Source organism: Vibrio sp. (assembly GCF_038138445.1).
In the GTDB taxonomy this organism is placed as follows: Bacteria; Pseudomonadota; Gammaproteobacteria; order Enterobacterales; family Vibrionaceae; genus Vibrio.
Map to the genome: position 1 here is coordinate 24,577 of NZ_JAYQDQ010000032.1, position 15,476 is coordinate 40,052.

The 15,476-nt window shown below is 39.5% G+C and carries 13 protein-coding genes; 5 read left to right on the top strand and 8 right to left on the bottom strand.

The window, feature by feature from the left end; genetic code table 11:
• The first annotated feature begins 98 nt into the window (after positions 1 to 98).
• Both ppsA and AAFM34_RS10480 read left to right on the top strand, forming a co-directional pair.
• Entirely contained in the window at positions 99 to 2,489 is a 2,391-nt protein-coding gene (gene ppsA / locus AAFM34_RS10475; protein ID WP_341662565.1) for a phosphoenolpyruvate synthase, read from the top strand.
• Between the two features lie 347 nt (positions 2,490 to 2,836).
• Entirely contained in the window at positions 2,837 to 4,207 is a 1,371-nt protein-coding gene (locus AAFM34_RS10480) for a YjiH family protein (RefSeq protein ID WP_341662567.1), read from the top strand.
• Positions 4,208 to 4,273: 66 nt separating this feature from the next.
• On the opposite strand, the gene AAFM34_RS10485 is transcribed toward AAFM34_RS10480, so the two are convergent.
• A complete protein-coding gene (locus AAFM34_RS10485; RefSeq protein ID WP_341662569.1) occupies positions 4,274 to 5,038 on the bottom strand; it encodes a ferredoxin--NADP reductase in 765 nt (254 codons plus the stop codon).
• Positions 5,039 to 5,207: 169 nt separating this feature from the next.
• Here AAFM34_RS10485 and AAFM34_RS10490 point away from each other — a divergent pair, with 169 nt between their 5' ends.
• Positions 5,208 to 5,636, top strand: a complete 429-nt coding sequence (locus AAFM34_RS10490) for a thioesterase family protein (protein ID WP_341662571.1) — start codon at positions 5,208 to 5,210, stop codon at positions 5,634 to 5,636.
• A 129-nt stretch (positions 5,637 to 5,765) separates the two neighbouring features.
• Here AAFM34_RS10490 and AAFM34_RS10495 read toward each other — a convergent pair whose 3' ends face one another.
• The 6 genes from AAFM34_RS10495 to AAFM34_RS10520 form a co-directional block, all read right to left on the bottom strand.
• Positions 5,766 to 6,662: a LysR family transcriptional regulator gene (locus AAFM34_RS10495; RefSeq protein WP_341662574.1), complete on the bottom strand. Its 897-nt coding sequence runs from the start codon at positions 6,660 to 6,662 to the stop codon at positions 5,766 to 5,768.
• 508 nt (positions 6,663 to 7,170) lie between these two features.
• Positions 7,171 to 8,166 (bottom strand): OmpA family protein, encoded by a 996-nt coding sequence (locus AAFM34_RS10500; protein WP_341662576.1) that lies wholly within the window; start codon positions 8,164 to 8,166, stop codon positions 7,171 to 7,173.
• Positions 8,167 to 8,176: 10 nt separating this feature from the next.
• A complete protein-coding gene (locus tag AAFM34_RS10505; protein ID WP_341662578.1) occupies positions 8,177 to 9,214 on the bottom strand; it encodes an adhesin in 1,038 nt (345 codons plus the stop codon).
• Between the two features lie 8 nt (positions 9,215 to 9,222).
• Positions 9,223 to 9,972, bottom strand: a complete 750-nt coding sequence (locus AAFM34_RS10510) for a molecular chaperone (protein ID WP_341662580.1) — start codon at positions 9,970 to 9,972, stop codon at positions 9,223 to 9,225.
• A gap of 18 nt (positions 9,973 to 9,990) precedes the next feature.
• Positions 9,991 to 12,456, bottom strand: coding sequence for a fimbria/pilus outer membrane usher protein (locus AAFM34_RS10515; RefSeq protein ID WP_341662582.1), 2,466 nt, complete (start codon positions 12,454 to 12,456; stop codon positions 9,991 to 9,993).
• Positions 12,457 to 12,520: 64 nt separating this feature from the next.
• The gene (locus AAFM34_RS10520) at positions 12,521 to 13,057 is read right to left on the bottom strand and encodes a fimbrial protein (RefSeq protein ID WP_341662584.1); all 537 of its coding nucleotides are present in this window, start codon (positions 13,055 to 13,057) and stop codon (positions 12,521 to 12,523) included.
• A gap of 1,064 nt (positions 13,058 to 14,121) precedes the next feature.
• On the opposite strand from AAFM34_RS10520, the gene AAFM34_RS10525 reads away from it, so the two are divergent.
• Positions 14,122 to 14,394 (top strand): winged helix-turn-helix domain-containing protein, encoded by a 273-nt coding sequence (locus AAFM34_RS10525; protein ID WP_341662586.1) that lies wholly within the window; start codon positions 14,122 to 14,124, stop codon positions 14,392 to 14,394.
• A gap of 405 nt (positions 14,395 to 14,799) precedes the next feature.
• A complete protein-coding gene (locus AAFM34_RS10530) occupies positions 14,800 to 15,225 on the top strand; it encodes a hypothetical protein (protein WP_341662588.1) in 426 nt (141 codons plus the stop codon).
• A 62-nt stretch (positions 15,226 to 15,287) separates the two neighbouring features.
• Here the strand turns inward: AAFM34_RS10530 and AAFM34_RS10535 are convergent.
• On the bottom strand, positions 15,288 to 15,476 hold a 189-nt coding region (locus AAFM34_RS10535), incomplete at its 5' end, for a hypothetical protein (protein WP_341662590.1).

Below are 15,476 nucleotides of genomic sequence, written 5' to 3' on the forward strand. Positions count from 1 at the left end.
TAAAGCATAGCGAACAGTTACGGACTGCACAGCTTTGAAAATTGCTGAGCTTTTTTATTTACAAGCGTAATCGTTTGCTCTATTCCTACAAAACTGCAATGTTTCTGGAGAAAGACATGCAAAAGAACACCCTCTGGTTTGATAGCCTATCCATGTCAGACGTCGACAAAGTCGGCGGCAAAAACGCCTCACTTGGCGAAATGGTTTCTAATCTGGCGAATGCCGGTGTTTCAGTGCCCAATGGTTTTGCCACTACTTCATACGCGTTTAACCAATTCCTAGATTTTGAAGGTCTAGATGAACGTATCCATGGCTTACTCGACGAGCTAGACGTTGAAGACGTGGATGCATTAAGAAAAACAGGGGCAACCATCCGTCAATGGGTACTGGATGCTCCCTTCCCTGCTGATCTTGAGCAAGACATACGTAACAATTACCAAGAACTCATAGAAGATAATACAGAGCTGTCTGTAGCGGTTCGCTCCTCAGCAACAGCTGAAGATTTACCTGATGCTTCATTTGCTGGCCAACAAGAGACTTTTCTCAACGTTAGCGGTATCGATGCCGTTCTTGAAGCGACTAAGCATGTTTATGCTTCATTATTTAATGACAGAGCAATCTCCTACCGTGTTCACCAAGGCTTTGATCATAGGGGTATTTCATTATCCGCAGGCATACAGCGTATGGTGCGCTCCGACAAAGCCTCCTCTGGGGTCATGTTTACCCTAGATACTGAATCTGGGTTTGATAACGTTGTCTTTATTACTTCCTCTTGGGGGTTGGGTGAAATGGTGGTTCAGGGCGCAGTCAACCCTGACGAATTCTATGTTCACAAACCAATGCTGGAAGCTGGTGAACAAGCTATTGTTAAAAAAACATTTGGCTCAAAACTTATCAAAATGATCTACTCAGATAACCCTGAAATAGGCAAACAGGTCGACACCATAGACACCTCAGAGCAGGAGAAACACCAGTTCTCCCTCAACGATGACGAAATAAATGAGCTTGCTAAGCAAGCAATGATCATCGAAAAACACTACCAGCGCCCTATGGATATTGAATGGGCTAAAGATGGGATAGATGGCAAGCTATACATTGTCCAAGCCAGACCAGAAACCGTGTGTTCTCAAAGCGAGCAAAACGTTATCGAGCGTTATGAGCTCAGCAACAAAGCAGAGGTACTAGTAGAAGGCCGCGCGATTGGTCAACGTATTGGTTCAGGGCCCGTTCGTTTAGTCGATTCCTTAGATCAAATGTCTTTAGTGCAAGATGGAGATGTATTAGTTACTGATATGACAGATCCCGACTGGGAACCTGTGATGAAGAAAGCATCAGCTATTATCACTAACCGTGGTGGCCGAACTTGTCATGCTGCCATTATTGCTAGAGAGCTAGGCATTCCCGCCATCGTTGGCTGTGGCGATGCAACATCTCGCCTGACAGACGAAAGCCTAGTGACGGTTTCCTGCTCTGAAGGCGAAACTGGGTATGTTTATAATGGCAAATTGGACTTTGACATCAAACGCTCAACAGTCGATGAGCTTCCCGTTTTACCAACCAAGGTGATGATGAATGTGGGCAACCCAGATCGTGCCTTCGACTTTGCCCAAATTCCAAATGAAGGTGTTGGTCTCGCTCGCTTAGAGTTCATCATCAATAAAATGATCGGAATTCACCCCAAAGCCTTGCTCAACTTTGATGCACAGAGTGATGAGCTTAAAGCAGAAATTAGTGAACGTATTCGTGGCTATAAAGACCCAATCGATTTTTATGTTAGTAAACTGACTGAAGGGATTGCCACTATTGCGGCTGCTTTCTGGCCAAAACGGGTTATTGTACGTATGTCTGATTTTAAATCTAACGAGTACAGCAACCTAGTTGGCGGTAAAGGCTATGAACCCCATGAAGAAAACCCAATGCTGGGCTTTAGAGGGGCATCACGCTATATTTCCCCAGTATTCGAAGACTGTTTTGAACTAGAAACTCAAGCGATCAAGCGCGTGCGTAATGATATGGGACTAAAGAACGTCGAAATTATGATTCCTTTCGTTCGTACCCCAAGCGAAGCGGCATCAGTTATTGATATTCTGGCTAAGTATGGCCTGCGCCGTGGAGACCAAGGGCTTAAAGTTATCATGATGTGTGAGCTACCTTCAAACGCTGTTCTCGCGGAAGATTTCCTGAAGTACTTCGATGGCTTCTCCATCGGATCAAACGACATGACCCAGCTTACTCTCGGTCTGGATAGAGATTCAGGTGACGTTGCTCACCTATTTGATGAGCGTAACCCTGCTGTGAAAGCCATGCTTAAAATGGCAATCGATGCAGCAAGTAAAGCCGGTAAATACGTCGGTATCTGTGGTCAAGGCCCGTCAGATCACGACGACTTAGCCGAGTGGTTGATGGAACAAGGTATCAGCTCGGTATCACTCAACCCAGACACAGTGATTGATACCTGGTTAAAGCTTGGGCAAGTCGCAAACAAGTAAATTTTATATTTAATGATTATAACCGCCCAATGGGCGGTTTTTTTATTTGAGTAATAGGTAAATATAATGAGTGAGTTCACAATTATTGACCTTATATGTCTCGCAACAGCAAAAACCAACTTGCAACATAAGAACAATCAATTTAACATCCTCGAAACAAAAAACCGTTATTTCACATAAACGTCATATTATATTATGCATATTTAGGGAAATTTATTGAATAGTATTGCAAGAATACTCAATAAGGATTACTCTTCACCGTGGATGACTAAGTAGAGATGTTTAGTGAATAAATATGCTCAAAAAGCATACAAGATTGATTCACTAGCAGTAACACGAGATTTGCAATGCAGAATAACGCTCAAACCATTAAACAGACAAACACCAAAGGTAATCTTTGGATGTTTTTGATCCCTTCATTACTGGGTCTATTCCTTTTCATGGCGCCAATTCGCTATGAAGGGGACATCACTATTCCTGTTGCCGTCCTTGCTAAAACTATTCAAGCATTATTCGGCGACCATTTAGTTGGCATCGTTACTGGGATCATTATCTTTATGGCCTCGGCTTCAGTCCTATGCCGAATAAAAAATCCTGCATTTATATCTCGTAATGCCTTCTTAAATGGACTTTTTAATCCAAGCCCACTTTGGCTTCTGGTGCGTGTAATAGGCGGCCTTGCTGTGGCTATGACATTTTTCCAAATAGGCCCTAAAGCTGTCTGGGAAGAAAATACGGGCGGGCTCGTATTGGAAGGTCTATTGCCGACACTCTTCTCAGTATTTATCTTTGCTGGCTTACTACTTCCTTTACTGCTTAATTTTGGTTTGCTGGAATTGTTTGGTACTTTGCTTAGTAAAGTCATGCGTCCAATCTTTAACCTTCCGGGCCGAAGTGCTATAGACTGTATGGCATCATGGCTAGGAGACGGTTCTGTCGGTATCCTTCTTACTAGTAAACAGTACGAAACTAAATTTTATACTCAAAGAGAAGCTGCCGTTGTCGGGACCACTTTCTCTGCTGTATCTATTACCTTTAGCTTAGTTGTTCTAGCACAAGTAGAACTTGAACACTTATTTCTGCCTTTTTATGGTGCTATATGTTTGGCTGGTATCGTTGCTGCAATTATCATTCCACGTATTCCACCATTAAGTATGAAAAAAGACACCTTCATTGATGGTTCTAAACCAGCAAAAGACGCTGATCTGGTTCCTGAAGGTCACAGTAATTTTTCTTGGGGTATGGAACTGGCGCTAGCAAAAGCCGGTAAAGTAAAATCATTTGGTTCTGTTTTTGGCGAAGGTGTTCGCAACGCTATCGATATGGTATTTGGTGTTCTACCTGTAGTAATGGGGTTAGGGACTATTGCTTTAGTGATTGCTAAATACACCTCTGTATTTAGCTTCCTTGGCCAACCTTTCATTCCTTTCTTAGAGTTACTAGGTGTACCAGAGGCCGTTGCCGCTTCAGAAACTATTGTGGTTGGCTTCGCTGACATGTTTATTCCAGCAATTTTGGCAAGCTCAATTGATAATGAGATGACTCGCTTTGTCATTGCAGCTATGTCTGTCACTCAGTTGATTTACATGTCTGAGGTGGGTGCGCTACTTCTTGGCAGCCGTATTCCTGTTAATATCTTTGAGCTGTTCGCTATCTTTATCTTGCGAACTTTAATTACTCTACCTGTCATTGCTGGTGTCGCTCATTTGATTTTCTAGCTCCTTTTGAACAAATCAAGGCTCTAATAATTGAGCCTTGATTTGTTATTATTTCAGTCACACCAATTACCAATAACGTTCAAAGGTAATATTACCACCTGTCGCTCTGCGAAACTTTTCAAGTCCAATCGACTGTAATGTTTGAGTTGTTTCTTTGATCATTTCAGGATTGCCACATAACATGACAAAACTGTTTTCTTTTGTCAGTTGCACCTCAGCCAGTTGCTGAATCTGGTTATCTTGTAGTAACTGAGGGATGCGACCATTTAGTGCAAAGGAAGACTGCTCTCTTGAAACAATAGGTAAATATGTAAGGCGGCCTTCATATTGCTCTAAAAGTTGATCAATCAAGTAACGATACACTAGGTCTTTTTCATGCCTGACACCGTGAACTAACACAATTTTGTCGTAGCCTGGCCTAACGTTAATATCGTCCAGCAATGACAGAAACGGACCAATACCGGTTCCTGTCGAGAGCAACCATAGGTCTTGAGTCGATTTGGGTATTGAGCTGAAAATAAGATCCCCATAGGCTGTACTGCCCACATAAACTTGATCGCCTTCTTTCAACTTGTGCAAGTTTGGAGTCAGCTTCCCTTGAGGGTTTGCAACTACTAGAAACTCTAGTATATCACTGTCATTGAGAGGTGCGTTGACAACAGAGTAGGCTCGACTAACCAATTGGTCAGCATCATCATACAGTGCCAGCTTGGTGAATTGCCCCGCTTTAAAGTCAAGTGGAGCGCCGGTCAAGCGCAAGCTAAATAGCTCACCAGTCCAGTCATTGCGTCCGTCTACATAGGCCAGATTAAAACCGCTAGGTGCTGTCATATCAGATCCTCGTTCAATCTTAGTACTTTAAAACTACTCCTCTACTCTATTGATGTAAAGCCCCACCATAGGCCTACAATCAGCAGTCACAATTTCACAACATTTTTTAATTGTTTCATAATTTTAGATTACAATCGTAGGTCAACCTACTGACAAAAAAGGACTCGCCATGCACGAACTATTAAAGACATTTCCAGTTATCACTGAGGTTAAGGTAGCTTGGGGTGAGATGGATGCGCTGCAACATGTCAATAATGTCGTGTATTTTCGATATTTTGAATCTGCTCGCCTGTCCTACTTTCAAAAAATCAATTTATTGCTTGATTCCTCTCAAACCACAATAGGACCAGTATTAGCAGAAACCAGCTGCAAATATAAGCTACCGATAACCTATCCTGATACACTTTTAATCGGCGCTAAGGTTGTCGAACTGCAAGAAGATAGATTCACAATGGAATATCAAATTGTCAGTCAAAAAATAGGTAAAGTCTGCACTCAAGGCCAAGCAACCTGCGTGATGTTTGATTTTATAAATCATTGTAAAGTACAACTCCCGAGTGAAATAAAACAAGGGATTATGAAGTTAGAGGCTTGCTAGTGTCTTTTTAAAACGATAGGTAAATAATTTTATTTAGTACTATTTACCTACAAATAACATGAAATGAAGTTAAGTGGTTCAGCTGATGTTTTTCATTCTATCTATGCATTATTTATAATAAAAGTTCATTTAAAAGGAATTTTTATATACATCTTTTACTGAATTCAGCAACAGTCTATAGGTATCTCCTGAGATATCACTTCTACTCATCAACACATGCCCTACAGACCAATGTGCATTGAGAAAGTTAGCATCTAAGACTTTAATTTTTGGATTATTCTCTAGCATGGGTATTGAAGGCAAATAAGCCCAACCATCTTTTTCAATAAATTTAACCACCAGATCTATACCATTCAAAACAACTTGTCGACCGGAAAAAGCCGCTCGTTCGCCAAGCCCAGCGTCTGACGTGCTTTGCAGTACATAGCGAGTACTGTCTGCCAAGTCCCTAAAGTTAACTGGACTAAAGTCTTGAAGTGGTGAGTCAACAGCAGTGTACAATCTTCCTTTGACCTCACCTAGATAGCATGCCATTAAGCCGCTTGGTGGTATTAGCCTCGAAGATTGATCATTTCTCAATATTATTGCCGCATCCAAGGTTTTAAGTTTAAGTTCTTCTATGGCTTCATCTCGACTGCGATATATCCAGTCTATTGTGATATTAGGGCACAACTTTCTAGCCACAATATCAACATCTAGGATAAATTCACTGGGTAGGTGCATATCTACGGCTATTTTGAAGTGATGCTGTTCTGGTAACGATAGCGAGTCAGCAAATGATTGAAGGGCCTCTGCATGTCTTATCAAACCTCTAGACCACCGAAGCAGAGCTTTACCTTGTTCCGTAATCACCAACTTATTATTACCTCTTTCAAATAGAATCGCATTAAGTGCAATTTCTAAGTTATTAACGTGCTCACTAATAGTGGTCCTATCTTTACCACTTGCCCTAGCTGCTTTAGCAAACGAACCATGTTCTGCTGTGAGAGCGAAAGATAACATTTGATCTAAAGTGTATTGAATCATCAAATCTCCAACTTGAAGAGTTACTCACATTAATTGATAAAGGTATAGATAAACAAGGATTAACTTGATATCAGTTAACATATGTATCTGTTAAAAGAATAGGGCTTCACACTACACCCAATCTCTCAACCCCTAGAAGCAAATTGTGAAAAAATCGAAATAAAACCACAACTTACCATGACAAAGTAGAAAATATTAATTTTTAATGGCGGAAGAATCACAGCACTTTGAGAGGGCAAAACCATCATCCTAAAAAATGTAATACTAAGTTTACAAGGTATTAATTAGCTCATTAATGTTGATAACAGTTTTTGTTATAATAGTGCATGAATTTAAAATATAGACCAATGATTTAATTGACAATGGTGTGAATTTCTTAAGGTTATGTACTGAAATATGCTAAATAATCTTTAATATAGCAGCTCACTTCTCCATGAGTATTTCAAAAGTAAAACCCCTAACTTATTTATAGGGGTTTTATTTAACGTTTAAGATACTAATTTATCCATTAATAGGTATTCACTACCTCAGTACCTTTCACAACTATATCAACTTTACGAGCGTCTTGGTCACTTTGCTCTGTCTCTACAACCGATGTTTCAAGATGAATATTCCTCTCGTCCACACCATGTAAAACCAAAAAGTCCACCACAAGTTTTGCTCTCTTTCTAGCTAAACGTGTATTGTATTTCACAAATGCAGGCTTACTATCTGCTCCCCCAGTTACTACCATCTCGTAGCTTTCTAATTCAGTAACTCTGACTGCTAACTGAGTAAGTTGCTCCTCCATCTCAGGGCTAAGCGTTGCATCATCATAACCATATTCTGGGCTATTCTGGCCTAGATTGACTTGTTGCTTTATTGACGGCTCTTCAATGGGCTCGATAGGCTGAGCTTCGTAGCGGTTGTTTGTCCATGGGTGAAGGATCAAAGACAAGCTCACTTGATTCAAATGCTTACTGTCTTTTTTATCATAATATTGATCAATCACACTTACGTTAAAAAAACTGTCAAATTGCAAGGAAACATCAATATATTCACTCAAGGCATAGTAACCACCAATCGACAGATACGGTGACACACCACTTGTTTCTGGTGGTGAGTCTAAAAATTGTTTATCCATTTCAGCGTTATAAAAATAGCCACCAGCACCAGCAAATAACCCTCCATCGCGTGACAACGACCATTTATGTTTAGCCAGTACATCTACGCCCTTCATGCTAAAGCCATCACCATCGGAGAAACTTTGGTAACCGAGTTCGAAGTTAAATGGTTGTGTACTAATACCTATGTTGTATTTCAGGCTGGTGATGTCATTATCATTTTTGTAAGGATCGTCCTTAAATTGCGCAAGACCTCCCCCTACCTGAAAATACAACCCATTAGAAATTAATGTTTCAATAACACCTTTCTCATTTTCATTCGACTGCTGAGCTTCAATAGCGAAAGCCGAGTTGGCTGTAAATACAGAAAGAGCTAATAAAATAGTTTGTTTATAATTCATAAGCATTCTCTTATAAGTAAGAAACGGTATAAACTACCATTCCCTCAAACTTACCTTTTTTGATTTCAGAGGAACCACGCGGAATTAGTTTTGCGATGTAACGGTCATAGCCGACTTGTGCGACTTCATAGCCATCGCCAACAGGTTCGTTTAATTCCACTTCTTGGCCTCCAAGTGTGTATAACTTGATACCTAAAGAATCAATTTCTTTTCCATCTTCATCAAAAACGGGAATATATGACTTATTGGTAAGATCGCGAACGTTATCAAAATAGCCACGCAATTTTACCGATGGACAATCGGGACCATACTTTAAGTTTCTGACTATGATAGTGAGAGGAAGCTGCGCAGCTTGACCAACTTCGTCGACGCTTATTTGACCATAGTCAATATCATTATTCTGGATTTCTAGCTCAACTAGGCATTTAGAAGGCTGAAGAATATCCATATTAGCAATCACGCTTCGATAGTTTGCGTATAAGCCGTTATACCCACCTTTCCCATCTACCTGGAAAATATTGATCGCTTGACTATAACCAGTAAAAGTACCAGGTGCCGTTACGATAATTGGTTGATAAGTAATCCTACGCGATGTTTTGGTTCGACTCTCACAGCTATTGTTATTTTCATTGCTTCCACACGCTGGCACAACAAAACCCTTGACTGCGGTCTTAACACCATAGATGTCATTTCCCTCATAACGAAATCCAACTTTTATACCAGGAATATTTGGTACAGAAGTGTTCCCCGTTTTCCCTGGCCAAAAATACACTTGCTCAGGATAGTTTTTTAAGCTGGGATAATTGGTCGCATCTTTATAACAAGTCACGGTTACTGTTTGCGATGGCCCTCGCCATACAATTTGACCATTGGTTTCATCCACAGGTACAGATGCAGATGGATCGATATAAAAATTGGTGACGCCTCCTGGCCCCCTGCCACCAAAACTGCCACCTTCGCTGGTACTATAACAAGCTAGTGCCCATGCACTCGGAGCGAATATATGCCCAATAGCGAACAATAGAAGGGTTAAAATTAGCTTTCTCATTGTCCGGCCTACTGTTTATTTTGCACTGTGCAAACATTTTGTGTATTACAAACGAAAGTGTTTGATACAGTGGCACCATAGTCATTGATATGACTCAGCGTATATCGGTCACTTTTCTCTATGTTTAGAGCTTTACTGGAAAAAGGCGCTAACATGAAGGGCTTAAACTTAGAGGATTTCTCTGCATCAGCTAGCTTTAGGTCAGAGAAGGTCACGTAAAATGGTGAACCATTCTCGATAATAACCTTGTTACCATTCAAACGCCTAATCTTTGTACTACTATCAATTACCTTGTCTATACGATTGATTTTTTTAAGGCTTTCAGGCCTATAGAAAAACTTAATGACAGATTCGATAGCAATTTGGATCGATCCACTGGCTACCTTGGTATTTGTACTACGGCCTTTATGTTCAACTGAAGGGGGGACTTCTCGAACATGTAAAAAATAGGCGGTTTCCCGATCCTGAGGCAATTGAGAAACGGTAGGTAAAGATTTAATTCGCAAAATAGCGTAATCTTTACTTTCAATTCTCAGCACAGGTGGTACCACAATAAACTTATCTTGTACTTCCTGCCCTGTCATATCTGTCAACCAAGATTGAGCAAGAAATGGCGTCTCTGCGGGATTTTTTATTTTCACTGTTTCGACTTTAGAATCGCCATCGTAAATAACGCGAGTTCTGTCTAGTGCTAATGCGGCGTTTGCTGTGGTCGATACCATCAAGCAGCACACGATTGCTAAAATACAATTTTTCATATTTTCCCAACTACTAATTTAGTTTTCACAGTTAACTGAACGAATGACTTCTTGACTTTCCAAAATCGACTCATCGATGACTAGGTGACAACTTTCGTTATCTCCCCAATTCACACTTATATTTGAATCGATGTTGACTCCAACCACATAGACTGTTGAATCTTGGCCAACTATGCCAATCTCTTGATTAAGTTCATCATCAAAGACTAAAGCGCCAAACGGAACCTCGTTATCCCCTTCCAAATGCGCAAGGAAGTTGCTACCTTTACGTGCTTTTATTTTTTGGTAGCCAATCGCACCCTCAGTCAAGACCATACTCTTAACGCTATCGAGCACTTCAATATCGTCAGGCAGTGACTTAAAGTCGATAGTGTTGTAGCTCTTTTGGTAAGGCGTGACGCCATTGATCAGGGCTAAACCGAATTCGTTAGTCTTCTCGTGATGACTGCCATTAATGGTGACGTCTGACACACTAGAATCAATAAGAATGCGTGATGTGCCTGAGTTAAGTGCACTGTATGCCAATCCATGTTCGGACAACAATACAGTCCCCGTAGCATTTGCGTTCACTTGGCTATAAGAGTCGGTTTTATAACTCGCACCAACAGAGGTTGAAACAAAAGATAAATCGCGACTGTAGTTACCACTAATACCATTCGATTCACCTTCATAAACATCGTAAGCAACTCTATAGTTAGAGCCATCCCCTTTGTCATATCCGGAATACGATAGAGTCTGAGAGTAGTCGCCATCACGTGAATTTGTTTGTACTGAGACAGAATTGCTGCCCCCAATAGGAATAGAGATGCCTAACGACCAACCTTTTTCACCGCTGCTTGGTGAGTACTCTCTAATACCCGACTCATAGTTATATGTCAGATATGAATCGTCGGCTTGATATAGATTCAGCGTCAGATATAAGTTGATCCCGTTAAGATTTATGGGATGTGACAAGTTGACATCATAACGAGACGAATCGCGGCGGTTATCCCAGTAGTTATTGGAAGTATAGGAGACATATGCGCTGGTAACACCGAAACTCTGTGTCAGCGCGATTTGCTTTTCATCTTTACGATTGTTGTTTGCGGCATAAATAAATGATGAGGTTACATCATCATAAGAGTTAAGATATTCATCAAATTCGTAATACTGTTCTTCTGAAAAACGATATCCAGCTATACGTAAACCTAAACCAAAATCAGTTAAGGTATTGTTGTAAGTAACACCGTAAGATATACCAGATGCGTCACTAGTATCACCCAGTGTGGCTTTTGCAGTAGAGACATCAACAGACGCAGCACCAAAGTAATTTAGATTAACCCCTGTACCAACCGTGTATGACTGGTAATCCTCAGACAATAAGGTTGCCGAAAAAACAGATATGTAATTGTTGATCCCGTAAGATGCTTCGGCTGAGAAAAACTCTGGTTCGTGTTCGTAAGTCTCACTGTCTGGAACTCCAACCGATACGCTGTAGCGTAGGTGATTTGGGCGAGTCAAATACAAAACGTCAGCACCATTTACTTGATAGCGTTGAATTTTTCCGTCGGCTTGTTTGACTTCTACATCGAGTGTGCCCTTAGAAGCTTGCGCAAGATCATCGATCAAATATGGGCCAGCATTGACGTTAACAACTTTGAGTACATTTCCTTGTTGCCTAACGGTAATCACTGCATTTGTACTTACAGTTCCCGAAACAACTGGCGAATAGCCACGCAAATTAGACGGTAACATTTGGTCATCACTTTGTAAGCGAACACCCGTCATCTGGAACGAGTCATACACATCCGAGCCAAACTGGGTATTACCAAATGTCAGCTTGGACTTGATACTGCGCACAGGTGTGTAGCCATACAATGAGGTAAACTCACCTGAATAATTATTGGATGCCTGATAATTGGCTCTAAAGCGAAACGCACCAGCATTCGCTCCAACAATACCGTATGTCGACAAATCATCATTCCAGCCGTTTTCATCGTCTTGCTGGCTTGAAAAGTAGTTTATGTTGTAGTCAAGATATAAAGCTGAAATTCCATCATCCCACAATCGGTCAGGAACAAACCCATATTTATACTCGTTAGCAATGTATTCTTGTGGTGTTGATATGTCGATACGACCTTTACCAAGATCAGAAACGACCTTAGTGTATTCAATCTTATCAATTTTATAACAAACTGCACCTTCAATTGATTCTATTTGTTTTTTATACAGTTTATATCCGCGATCATTGAAAGGCAGGCTATCTACCAACACCTCAGATATACAAGGTTCGTTATCACTAAATAATATTTTATCTGTCGTTAAAAATTCGCCATTAATGTATACGTCCAGATCATAACTGCCGTCTTCCACAAAGTTAGCAGTTGAAAACTTACTTAAATCAACACTATTTTCACTTCTTATAAAGAAATTATTAAAGTTTGTCGCATAAGATAAACTAGGAGTGGAAAGTACAACTATTGAACTAAGTAACAAACAACGCATTTTCATCAACCAATAAATTTATAGAAAATAGGTGCTTGGCTATACAGCCGAGCACCCTAGATCACTAGTTATAAGTAACACGTAGTAAAGCCCAAGACTCTGCGTTACCAGCCGTTACCTTGTTCACCGCATCAATATCAATGTTTGCTTCATACGCCGCAGAGAAAGAAGCGATGTTTGTACCATCAACAAGTACATTAGTTGCCGCTACATCACCATTATTCACTGGATTGCCGTTGTGAAGGATACGTACACCAATGCCCGTTGCTCCGCCATCAACACTGAACAGATCGCCAGTTGCATCTGGGTTAGAAACAAAAGTGAATTCTGCATTAGAAGCCACGTTAGTATCACAATCAGTCAATTTCACACGAAATGGTACCGGAGTAGAACGATCTCCTTTAGCTTTAAAGATATGAGTAGGCTGCTGGCCCAATTCAATGGTCTGATCAATACTGTCAGGTGACAAACCACATGCTGATTCTACGATTTCTCCTTTGAAGTAAACATTGGTTGTATTTTCAGCCAAAGCAGGTGTCGCTGACATCACACCAAAAAGAAGTGATGCTGCAATTGAAGAACGAATAAAATTAGCTTTCATTTTTTAATCCTATGTAATTTAAATATGAAAATGCATATAGGAAAACAATTATAATTATTTACCAGTAGCATTTACCCGACTTTCCCTTACGGAAAAAATCAACTAAAGCTTGATATTTTTATTAATCAAGCCTTCATCGATCCTGAGAAAAAAGTAGTGAATACTTGAAGTTTTTTTACTTAAAAATCATATCAAACATTAAAAAAAAACATAAATAACCCACTTTATACTAACTATTATTATAGATATAAATGCATAATCAATCGCATACATCTAAATTAATCTAATAGGGTTAACTTTCTTGGAGTGGGATAATAGATATGACTATCAGTATAATCACCTCACTAGCCGAGGGTTCTCCCCTCTACAACTAAAAATTTCAAAAGAAATCATCACGAACAATCTCACCCTCCCATTGCAAAATGTATAAATTCTCAAAAAAACACATTTATATGAATAAAAACCCAAAAAAAACTACATCTATAACGAACAACATGAAGAGAATGCAACAAGAGAAAAAAACCTGAAAATAATTGAAAAAATTATCATGGGAAAAATTTAGAGCCCTGATGATATAAATTTTATGTATGGTTTGTCGATGCTTTAGTATTTTTAACAATAAGATATAGAATCGAACTAGAGACTCCATAATGCGAGTGATGATGGCAATATATTATTGGTTATGAAAAACTCTTTCTTTACTTACACATGAGGCATATAAAAGATTATTCCCACCAATCATTGATTAGTTAAATGGGATTGACTTATGCATTCATTATGTCTTTATTATCAATTAAATAATTTTCAGTTAATTAGGGGGGGCATGTTAGGAATAAAAAGGCTTCTCTACCTATAAATAGAATATGCGTGGATATAACTAAAATCTCCAGAAGCTTTTCATAAAGCATGAATTTGATGGTTTTTAGATAAAGTTATTGTAATCACAAAGCGACATGATGATAAAATAAACAATAAAAACCATAATAAGCCAAAGTGGGATCTCACTCAGTGACCATTAGCCCATCACGTCAGCGACATCAATAAATTATTAGCAAAGGCAGTGAATGACTGACAGAGATCAAAGCTCCAAACTCAGTTATATGAGCAAAAAAGTCCAATTGGAATCTTTAGTGGTTAATTTCCTAGAGCTTATTATTGTCCCTCCAAAGCAAAGGAGCGCAATACCTCTAAGATTGAAAGAAGCTGAGTTACTTGCTCTGCTGTGCAAGGCATACCCTGAAGTCGTTACCCGCTCAATGATCATGAATCAACTTTGGTCAACCACATACGTAACCGACCTATCAATCAATCAATCAATCAATCAATCAATCAATTGATAAACAGTGTACGTAAAAAGCTCGGCGCTGAACATAAATCTATCGTAAAAACAGTACCCAAAATAGGATACAAACTACAGATAGAACCCAAAATACTGGATGACATAAGTTTAACGTCTCCCCTATTTCAGGAATGTGAGTCTCCAACCGAACTTTCAGTGCACGTAAAAATATAAAGAATTCAAAGCGCCTATTTAATCGAAGATTTAATATTTTATGCTGCTTCGTTTTTCTAGCGAGTGCCACATCCGGCAAGTGTATCCACCACTTTCCGTTTAACCAGATAACATATTTAGACAATATCCCTTTTACTTTTAACCCTACTAAAGTCGATTTGGATAAAGCGCGCTCTCTTGCTAGCAAGGAGCTACTGTTTATTGATAAGGTAGAAGGAGAGCTATACTCATGCTTAAAAAGCTACGTATGCAACAAGCTTTAATTCTAATTGTACTGACTTTCACTGGCTACAGCCTTGTCAAATTACTATGTCCTGACCATCGCCACTGCTATGGCCAGAACCTCTGGCACGCAGACTTTAAAGGGTCGCGCTTTTTAATAGACGCAGGACAATCAGACATCATAGTGTTTGGCCATGAGCCAAATTACATGTCTAAGTTGTTTTATAAGAGGCACTCGGAAAATCTGGATGGCAGACATACTTTTACATTTTCTAAGCAGAAGTTGCTTGGTAATACATCAGATAATCGAGGCATAAAAGGTTCATTGCTATCAGTTAGATTCGTTGATTTATATAATCAAAATGGCAATTGTCTAATTACTTTAAAGTTGAATGATAAGTTACATGTATTAGAGCTGAATAGAGTTAATTAAAAATAACCTACTCATCTTTGCTTAATAAAAAAGGCGGAAGATTTCCGACATCGAATATTAATTCAAATATTTATAACTTTAATTACTTTATTTTCATTGATAAAAGTTGAATGATCTGATACTTTTTCCTGATATATATCGAAAGCATGTCGGACATTGTTAGCACGGCATATTACGGGAATAAGCACAGCTTTCTGCTTTCTGCTTTCTGCTTTCTGCTTTCTGCTTTCTGCTTTCTGCTTTCTGCTTTC

Bases quoted from the DNA above. Each gene is read 5' to 3' on its own strand.
- AAFM34_RS10480 (WP_341662567.1), top strand. From the start codon at position 2,837: ATGCAGAATAACGCTCAAACCATTAAACAGACAAACACCAAAGGTAAT.
- AAFM34_RS10525 (WP_341662586.1), top strand. From the start codon at position 14,122: ATGACTGACAGAGATCAAAGCTCCAAACTCAGTTATATGAGCAAAAAA.
- AAFM34_RS10505 (WP_341662578.1), bottom strand. From the start codon at position 9,214: ATGAGAAAGCTAATTTTAACCCTTCTATTGTTCGCTATTGGGCATATA.
- AAFM34_RS10495 (WP_341662574.1), bottom strand. From the start codon at position 6,662: ATGATTCAATACACTTTAGATCAAATGTTATCTTTCGCTCTCACAGCA.
- AAFM34_RS10510 (WP_341662580.1), bottom strand. From the start codon at position 9,972: ATGAAAAATTGTATTTTAGCAATCGTGTGCTGCTTGATGGTATCGACC.
- AAFM34_RS10515 (WP_341662582.1), bottom strand. From the start codon at position 12,456: ATGCGTTGTTTGTTACTTAGTTCAATAGTTGTACTTTCCACTCCTAGT.
- AAFM34_RS10490 (WP_341662571.1), top strand. From the start codon at position 5,208: ATGCACGAACTATTAAAGACATTTCCAGTTATCACTGAGGTTAAGGTA.
- AAFM34_RS10520 (WP_341662584.1), bottom strand. From the start codon at position 13,057: ATGAAAGCTAATTTTATTCGTTCTTCAATTGCAGCATCACTTCTTTTT.
- AAFM34_RS10485 (WP_341662569.1), bottom strand. From the start codon at position 5,038: ATGACAGCACCTAGCGGTTTTAATCTGGCCTATGTAGACGGACGCAAT.
- AAFM34_RS10530 (WP_341662588.1), top strand. From the start codon at position 14,800: ATGCTTAAAAAGCTACGTATGCAACAAGCTTTAATTCTAATTGTACTG.
- ppsA (WP_341662565.1), top strand. From the start codon at position 99: ATGTTTCTGGAGAAAGACATGCAAAAGAACACCCTCTGGTTTGATAGC.
- AAFM34_RS10500 (WP_341662576.1), bottom strand. From the start codon at position 8,166: ATGAATTATAAACAAACTATTTTATTAGCTCTTTCTGTATTTACAGCC.